Source organism: Butyrivibrio sp. (assembly GCF_024699075.1).
The window spans coordinates 1-8,224 of sequence record NZ_JAILQF010000405.1; the positions used below are offsets into that span (position 1 = coordinate 1).

The 8,224-nt window shown below is 39.5% G+C and carries 8 protein-coding genes; 1 reads left to right on the forward strand and 7 read right to left on the reverse strand.

Annotated features, from left to right (window positions below; all coding sequences use genetic code 11):
• Positions 1–409 precede the first annotated feature (409 nt).
• Positions 410–1,189, forward strand: coding sequence for a hypothetical protein (locus K6G87_RS16240; RefSeq protein ID WP_296839608.1), 780 nt, complete (start codon positions 410–412; stop codon positions 1,187–1,189).
• Between the two features lie 102 nt (positions 1,190–1,291).
• Here the strand turns inward: K6G87_RS16240 and K6G87_RS16245 are convergent, their stop codons facing one another.
• The 7 genes from K6G87_RS16245 to K6G87_RS16275 form a co-directional block, all read right to left on the reverse strand.
• Complete coding sequence (locus tag K6G87_RS16245) at positions 1,292–1,936, reverse strand: cytidylate kinase-like family protein (RefSeq protein WP_296839610.1); 645 nt, start codon at positions 1,934–1,936, stop codon at positions 1,292–1,294.
• Between the two features lie 38 nt (positions 1,937–1,974).
• Positions 1,975–2,685, reverse strand: coding sequence for an ABC transporter ATP-binding protein (locus K6G87_RS16250; protein WP_296839612.1), 711 nt, complete (start codon positions 2,683–2,685; stop codon positions 1,975–1,977).
• 12 nt (positions 2,686–2,697) lie between these two features.
• On the reverse strand, positions 2,698–3,462 hold the full coding sequence (locus K6G87_RS16255; RefSeq protein WP_296839614.1) for an ABC transporter ATP-binding protein: 765 nt from the start codon (positions 3,460–3,462) through the stop codon (positions 2,698–2,700).
• Positions 3,462–4,526 (reverse strand): branched-chain amino acid ABC transporter permease, encoded by a 1,065-nt coding sequence (locus tag K6G87_RS16260; protein WP_296839618.1) that lies wholly within the window; start codon positions 4,524–4,526, stop codon positions 3,462–3,464. Before K6G87_RS16260 ends, K6G87_RS16255 begins: the two co-directional genes overlap by 1 nt.
• 8 nt (positions 4,527–4,534) lie before the next feature.
• On the reverse strand, positions 4,535–5,422 hold the full coding sequence (locus K6G87_RS16265; protein WP_296839621.1) for a branched-chain amino acid ABC transporter permease: 888 nt from the start codon (positions 5,420–5,422) through the stop codon (positions 4,535–4,537).
• A 209-nt stretch (positions 5,423–5,631) separates the two neighbouring features.
• On the reverse strand, positions 5,632–6,807 hold the full coding sequence (locus K6G87_RS16270) for an ABC transporter substrate-binding protein (protein ID WP_296839624.1): 1,176 nt from the start codon (positions 6,805–6,807) through the stop codon (positions 5,632–5,634).
• Positions 6,808–7,189: 382 nt separating this feature from the next.
• A partial coding sequence (locus K6G87_RS16275; protein ID WP_296839627.1) for a UDP-N-acetylmuramoyl-tripeptide--D-alanyl-D-alanine ligase occupies positions 7,190–8,224 on the reverse strand: 1,035 nt, incomplete at its 5' end.

Here is an 8,224-nt window from a genome sequence, read left to right on the forward strand (position 1 = left end):
AACTCGCAAACGCTTCGCTTTTTGCTCGTTATAAAATCACTGCTGACGCAGTTCTACGGGTACGGGGCTTATAACCCCGCACCCGAAATCAAGATATTCCCATCACCTAAAGGTGATGGGTTATCTTGATCATTTTATATATACTAACATAAAAAAATTACTTTTTGTCACTTCGTTTTAAAAGTTATGTAAAAACATATTTCTAAAATGTACATACAAGAAATATACTATTTTTTCTAACTATTTTTAATTAAATTTAACGATGACATTTATACCGTGGTCACTATATAATCACATATCGGTAGTATAATAATCATCTAAGTAATAATCATTATAGTAATAATACTTGAATAAATATACATTGATGTATTCAAGTATATACTTCCAAAGGGATTTGGAGGCCCGTTTTATGAAAAGAAATAAGATAATAATAGCAGCAGTTGTAATAATATCTGCTCTTGTAATAGGACTCACAGCACATTACAGATTAAATAATAACAATTCTTCTGTTAATAATCAGCTAGATCCTTCAGTAGCAGCATCTGTAATATCCAATGAAGTATCAGGAACAGTTTCTGATTCTGCATCTACAGAAGCTTCCAGTCTTACTATCGTACCTGAAGGAGTATATACTAACGGAAGTGAATCAATGGTATTTACAGGTAATACTGTTGATATCTCAGGAATGGTATTTAACTATACTCTTAACAACGGCTACATCACTCTTGATACAGAAAACCTTTACTTCTCAGATGAGTTTATAGCTGTATATAAAGAAGAAAACGGCGAAGATGCTGATATTGACACTCAGCTTGAAAAGACCAGAGAATCAGCTTCTGATATCATCCTTCAGTACAGTGAAAGTTTTGACTGGGTAACCTATGAAGAATATATCTTCAAAAGAACTGAAGACTATGCTACAGGCCCATCCGGAACTTACGCAAGCGAAGATGACTCCAATATCACCATCACTTTCGATAACGGAACTGCAACATATGTAAATGGCGATATCACAGAAACTCATCCATATGTTTTATACCTCGACGGCGAGGACCTTATCGTAACATTCTATAGTATGAACCTGTATTCAACCGACCTGTACAACAACTATTGTGAGAACAATTATTTCTACTATAGCGATGAAACCACAATAGATCTTGGATTTGGCTCATTTACAAAGGCTGAATAAATCAAGGCATCATCAGCACAAGCTACATACAGCGTTAAAAGCTTATTTCATTAAAGCTTTATAAAACAGGACCTCTAAAAACAGGTCCTGTTTTTGTTAAACTCAGGCAAATACGTCCTCACCGAATCTGACCTTCATATATTCTTTAATTGCTTCTACGCACTTTTCAAATCCGAGTCTTCCTGAATTAAGGCACAGATCGTAGTTATAAGCATCTTCCCATCTCTCTCCGGTATAGTACTTATAATAATCTGCTCTGTACTTATCAGTCTTTTCTATGAACTTCTCAAGTTCCTTCCCGCGCATTGGCTGCTTCAAAGCCGCCTGCTCCATCAGAAAGTCCTGAGGCGCATGAACGAATACGCTTACAACATTGTCAAAATCCCTGAGAACGTAGTTAGCGCATCTTCCAACTATTACGCAAGGCTGTATGTTGGCAAGTTTCTTGATAACATCAGCCTGATAGTTGAACAGATTCTGCATAGATGTAAAGTCATTATTGCCAGGAGCAATAATAGTTCCCTTATATACATTCTTTTTTATCTTATTTAAGATAGGGGCCTTACCCTGACGTATGCTTTCATCAGCCTGTACGAACAAAGCTTCGCTTATTCCGCTTTCGTCAGCCGCAAGCTTTACAAGCTCCTTGTCATAATAGTGTATGCCAAGCTCATTAGCAAGCATCTCACCGACTGTACGCCCTCCACTACCATATTGCCTCTCGATTGTGATTACAACATTTTTCATTAAAGCCTCCTATTGCATAGATGCATTTCTATGTACTCCTATTCTCCCAGGTAAGCCTTGCGCACGCGCTCATCATTTAGCAGTTCAGCTGCTTTGCCTTCCATGGATACTTCTCCTGTTTCAAGTACATAAGCTCTGTCTGCTATAGAAAGTGCTTTCTTTGCATTCTGCTCTACGAGAAGTACTGTAACTCCGTCATTATGAACGCTTCTTATAATATCAAATATCTCATTAACAAGAAGTGGTGAAAGACCCATTGAAGGCTCATCCATAAGGATGATATCAGGGTGTGACATAAGGGCTCTTCCCATAGCAAGCATCTGCTGCTCACCGCCTGACAAGGTTCCTGCTATCTGATTCTGTCTTTCTTTAAGTCTTGGGAATCTTGTATAAACCTGTGCAAGTATAGCTTCTATTTCTTCCTTGTCTTTTCTTGTATAAGCGCCAAGGGCAAGGTTCTGGGCAACTGTCATATCAGCAAATACCCTTCTTCCCTCAGGAACATGAGCCATTCCCATCTTGACTATATCGTGCCCCAGAACGCTTGTAATGTCTTTTCCATTATAGATAACAGAACCGCTTCCTGCCTTTAATAATCCTGATATTGTATGAAGAGTCGTAGTCTTGCCTGCTCCGTTAGCTCCTATAAGTGCTACGATCTCGCCTTTATCAACATGGAAGTTTATGCCTTTAAGAGCCTGTATGACTCCATAATATACTTTTAAATCTTTGACTTCTAAAAGTGCCATATTTAACCTCTTCTATTCACCAATGTATGCCTTGATAACCTCGGGATCATTAAGTACATCTTTGGTTTTTCCCTGCTTTAACTCTCTTCCAAAGTTAAGTACAGTAAGTCTTTCACAGATACCGCCTACAAGCTTCATATCATGCTCTATAAGGAGGATTGTCATCTCAAACTTGTCTCTTATAAGTGAGATAGTATCCATAAGTTCTGCTGTCTCATTTGGATTCATGCCTGCAGCAGGCTCATCAAGTAAAAGGAGCTTGGGCTTTGTAGCTATAGCTCTTGCTATCTCAAGCTTTCTCTGCTTACCATAAGGAAGGTTTGAAGCAAGTACATCTTTTTCCTCATCAAGAGAAAAGACCTTAAGTATCTCAAGTGCTCTGTTTTCTATCTCCTTTTCAATCCTGCGATACTTAGGAGTATGAAGGACGCCGTCAAGGCTTGAATAACTAAGCTCCTTATCATTTTGAAGACCAACCTTAACATTGTCTATTACAGACATCTGCTTAAAGAGTCTGATGTTCTGGAAAGTCCTGGCTATTCCTGCCTGGTTTATATCTATGGTCTTTTTACCTGTAATATCCTTGCCATCAAGCTTTATAAGGCCTTCTGTAGGCTTATAAACGCCTGTAAGGAGATTGAAAACCGTAGTCTTACCTGCGCCGTTAGGACCTATAAGTCCGTACAGCTCACCCTTTTCTATAGAAAAAGTCAGATCATCTACTGCGCGAAGACCGCCAAATGAAATTGAAAGATTATTAACTTCAAGAAGTGCCATTATTTACTGCTCCTTCCCGGTCTTTTGGTCATACCTGAAAATTTTGATAAGAATCTGGCTCTCCACTGCCTTGCCTGAGGTGCCCAGTTAAAGAGCATCATAGCTATAAGTACGATTGAATAGATAAGCATTCTGTATGTGCTTAAGCCTCTGAGCATTTCAGGCAGCATGTATAGGATCGCTGCTGCAATAACACTTCCCTTGATATTGCCGATTCCTCCAAGAACTACATATACAAGAATAAGGATTGAAATATTGTAGCCAAAGTTACCGCTTGTAGCCTGAAGTGAAGATATGTTATGTCCAAAAAGAACTCCTGCTGCGCCTGCAATTGCTGCAGATATAGTAAATGCCAGTATCTTGAACTTTGTGATATTGATTCCAACAGATTCTGCTGCGATCCTGTTATCTCTTATCGCCATAATAGCTCTCCCATCCCTTGACTTAACAAGGTTCTGCACTATAAAAAGTGATATAAGAAGGACTATTATCGCTATAGTAAAGTTAGAATCACGTGGTGTACCTGTTATACCCATAGGACCTGATAAAATAGTTGTTCCGTCAGCTTCCATATTCATGTCGCTTACGCTTGTAAGTGATGCGTGAAGTCCCTTTGAATCAACTCCCAGATAAAGGGCGTTTATAACATTCTTAATGATCTCACCAAACGCAAGTGTTACGATAGCAAGATAGTCGCCATTAAGTCTTAGAACAGGAATACCTATAAGAAAACCAAATAAAGCTGATACTGCGATACCTACTACAAAAGCAAGGAAGAATCTAAGTCCTCCCGGCAATGTATCTGCAAATGCATTGGAAAAAATAGCACTTGAAAAAGCTCCCACGCACATGAATCCTGCGTGTCCTATTGAAAGCTCACCAAGTATACCAACACAAAGGTTAAGACCTACTGCAGCAATTGCATAATATACCATAGGTACTAAGAGGCCTTTCATATGACTTGTAAGAGCACCTGTAAGTATCAGTATTTCAAAAACGATATATGCCACTATAACAATAAGATATGTGGCCAGATCTTTATTAATCTTAAATCCTTTTTTCATATTCAACCTCATACCTTCTCCTGAATCTGCTTTCCAAGTATACCTGTTGGCTTAACAAGAAGTACCACGATTAGAACCGCAAATACGATAGCATCAGAAAGCTGTGAGGATACATAACTTCTGCCAAGTATTTCTATTATTCCAAGAACTATTCCGCCTATCATAGCTCCGGGGATAGAACCGATTCCTCCAAGAACCGCTGCTACAAAGGCTTTGATACCCGGCATTGCACCTGTATATGGATTAAGTGTAGGATATGCTGAGCAAAGAAGTGCTCCGGCTACAGCTGCAAGACAGGAACCTATAGCAAAAGTAAGGGAAATTGTTCTGTTAACATTAATGCCCATGAGCATTGCGGCGCCTCTGTCCTGAGAAGCAGCAAGCATTGCCTGTCCGTCCTTGGTCTTATGTATGAAAAGCTGAAGTGCTATAAGCACAATGATGCTGACACCTATTGTTACTATAGTAACGCCCGGGATCTTAAGGGATGCGATCGTAATACCTTCCCATTTGATAATGGATGTGAAGGATTTGGGATCAGATCCGAATATAAGAAGGGCGAGATTTTCCAAAAGATAGCTGACACCTATAGCGGTGATCAGAACAGCAAGAGGTGAACCTGCCTCTCGCAAAGGTCTGTATGCTATTCTCTCTGTAAGTACACCTACTGCTGTACAGATTACAGCTGCAAGTACTACTCCTATTACCATTCCGATTCCTGAACCGCTAAAGGCCGCAACAATCGTAAATATGGCATAGCATCCAACCATAATGAAATCGCCATGTGCGAAATTGAGCATCTTAGCAATACCATAAACCATAGTATAACCAAGAGCTATGATAGCATAAACACTTCCAAGGCTTATGCCGCTAATAAGATATGTTAGGAAATTCATATTACGTCCCCATTTCGCTAGAAATTGATATAGATCATCAAACCTATGTACCTTAACTATAATTTTACCCCAATAGCTTCGGTCTTTCTATATGTAAAAAAGGCATCCGGAACGGGCTTCACTGCCCGAACCGGACTGCCTGATTTATAATAACTTCACCCCTGTCCGTACTATATCAAGTAAAGAATCAAAAACATATTTTTATACGATCACTCAGCAAGTGAATACTCACCATTTGTAATAACAACAGCCTTAGGCTCTTTTGAAGGCTCACCTTCTGCTGTCCATGTCATGCCGCTTGATGTAAGACCATCAACTGTGATCTGTGTCATAGCAGTCTTCATTGAATCACAGATATCAGATGCGCTCATATCAGGTGTAATGCCAGCCTGTTCGATTGCAGCCTTTATAGCATATACAGCATCATAAGCATCTGCAGCAAACTGGTTAGGAACGATCTCATGTGCTTCCTGGAACTTGGTTACAAAGTTCTGAGTAAGGTCATCTGTTGCATCTGCTGAGAATGGTGTAAGGAGCATAAGTCCTTCTGCAAGAGAAGTATCAAAGTTTTCTACACCAAGGATTCCGTCCATACCATCGCATCCAAAGAATGTTGCTGTAACACCCATTGTTGATGCCTGCTGAAGGATAAGAGCAGCTTCTGAATAATAGATAGGAAGGAAAATAAGCTCTGCCTGTCCATCAATTGCCTTCTGGATCTGTACTGAGAAATCTGTCTTGGAATCTGCTGTAAATGCTTCCTGAGATACGATCTCAAGTCCCTGATTAGCAGCTTCTGCTACGAATGTCTCGGTAATACCTGATGAATATACATCAGAACTGTCATAGATGATAGCAACCTTGGTTGCAAGCTTCTTCTCACCAATATACTGAGCTGAAGCTGTTCCCTGTGCAGGATCTGAGAAGCATACACGGAATACGTTATCATATTTAACGCAGTCAACTGCTGATCCAGAAGGAGTTATCTGGAAAATATTATCATTATGAGTTTCATCTGAAACTGCGATACTACAAGCACTTGTTGTAGAACCTACAATAAACTGAGCTCCCCAGTCCTTTAATGTGTTATATGCGTTAACTGACTTCTGGTTATCAAGCTCGTCGTCTTCTGCCTTGTACTCGATCTTGTATCCGTTGATACCACCTGCTTCATTGATCTCATCTACTGCGATCTGTGCCCCCCACTGAACAGCGTTACCATAAGCTGCAGCTCCGCCTGTGAATGGGCCTATAGCACCGATCTTAAATACATCTGTTGATGAAGATGATGAGTCTGAACCTGACTCTGACTTAGCTCCGCATCCTGAGATGAGTGAAAGAGCCATAACAGCGCACATAGAAATACTCAACAATTTCTTTTTCATAATATATCCTCCTTAGATTTTATATTGTAGTGAAAATTCCTGAAATACTTGAAATGCAGATAGAACATGCTTGTATTCCTGTATACAATATGTCTGAATCTTTGTTTTTTATTATGGCAGACTTTTATACTTTGTCAAGTCAAAGTGTTAAAATGTTGTTTGGAGCTAACATTTTTTTACATTCTTCCACGGTTATAACCTTAGCCTTCTAACTCACTTATAAACCAGCCTGGTGAACTACTCGGTAATTGAATTACAAAGGATCCCTGCTTTATGTCCTAAAGATAATATTTTTTTCTATCTACATTGTTATAAAAAAGGAGTGCTACCTTTCCTATTTTGAAAAAATAACACTCCGCTTTTATGTTAGTAAATATATGATCTATATCTTATCCTTACAATATTCTGCAAGCTTTTCAAGAGCCATGGCGTGTGATGCTTTAAAATAAAGTACTACGCCGTCCATAAGAAGATCATCAAGCTGTGCTTTAGCGCTCTGTGCATCATCATAACTTGTCACATCCTTAAGGCCCTTTTTCCTTGCTTCATCTGCAATAAACTTTGCCCTTTGGCCAATTGTTATAAGGGTATCGATAGAAAGCTCTGCTGCCTTCTGTCCGACACTTCTGTGGAGCTCTTCTTCAAGATCTCCAAGCTCGAGCATATCGCCAAGAACCGCAACACGTCTTGTAGCATCAGTATTGGCAAGTGTGCTAAGTCCTGCCTTCATGGACTGTGGATTAGCATTATAAGTATCATTATATATAATGATTCCATTTCCAAGCTTCCAGGTCTCCATTCTCATGGCTGTAGGCTTGTATGAAGCTACCCCGGCTATTATCTCTTCATAAGACATATCAAGCTTCTTGCCTATAGCTGTTGCAGCAAGGACTGGATATATCATGTGTCTTCCTCTTGCAGGAACCTTGATCGTATCCCTTTCATCAATACCGGAACGAGTCCTTCTTACTATCATATTAAACTCAAGACCGTCCTGATTAGAATCATCTATATCCAAGGCACCAAAGTCAGCATCTGTATCTTCGCCAACCCACTTGAATTTATAATTCTCTGTAAGCTCCTTATTATCTTTGAGCTTTACAAGATACTCATCATCAGCATTCATTACAGCAAGGCCGCCACTTGAAAGGCCATTAAATATCTCGCACTTAGCTTTAAAGATATTCTCCCTTGAACCGAGATTACCTATATGAGCATCTCCTATATTTGTAATAACTGCCATTGTAGGATGAGCCATACGTGTGAGATAGTTGATCTCACCTTCATGATTCATTCCCATTTCAACAACAGCAACTTCAGTAGTACTGTCTATTCTGAAAAGAGTTCTTGGAACACCTATGTTGTTGTTATAATTGCCCTCTGTAGCTATGACCTTGTACTTTTGGGAAAGTACAGA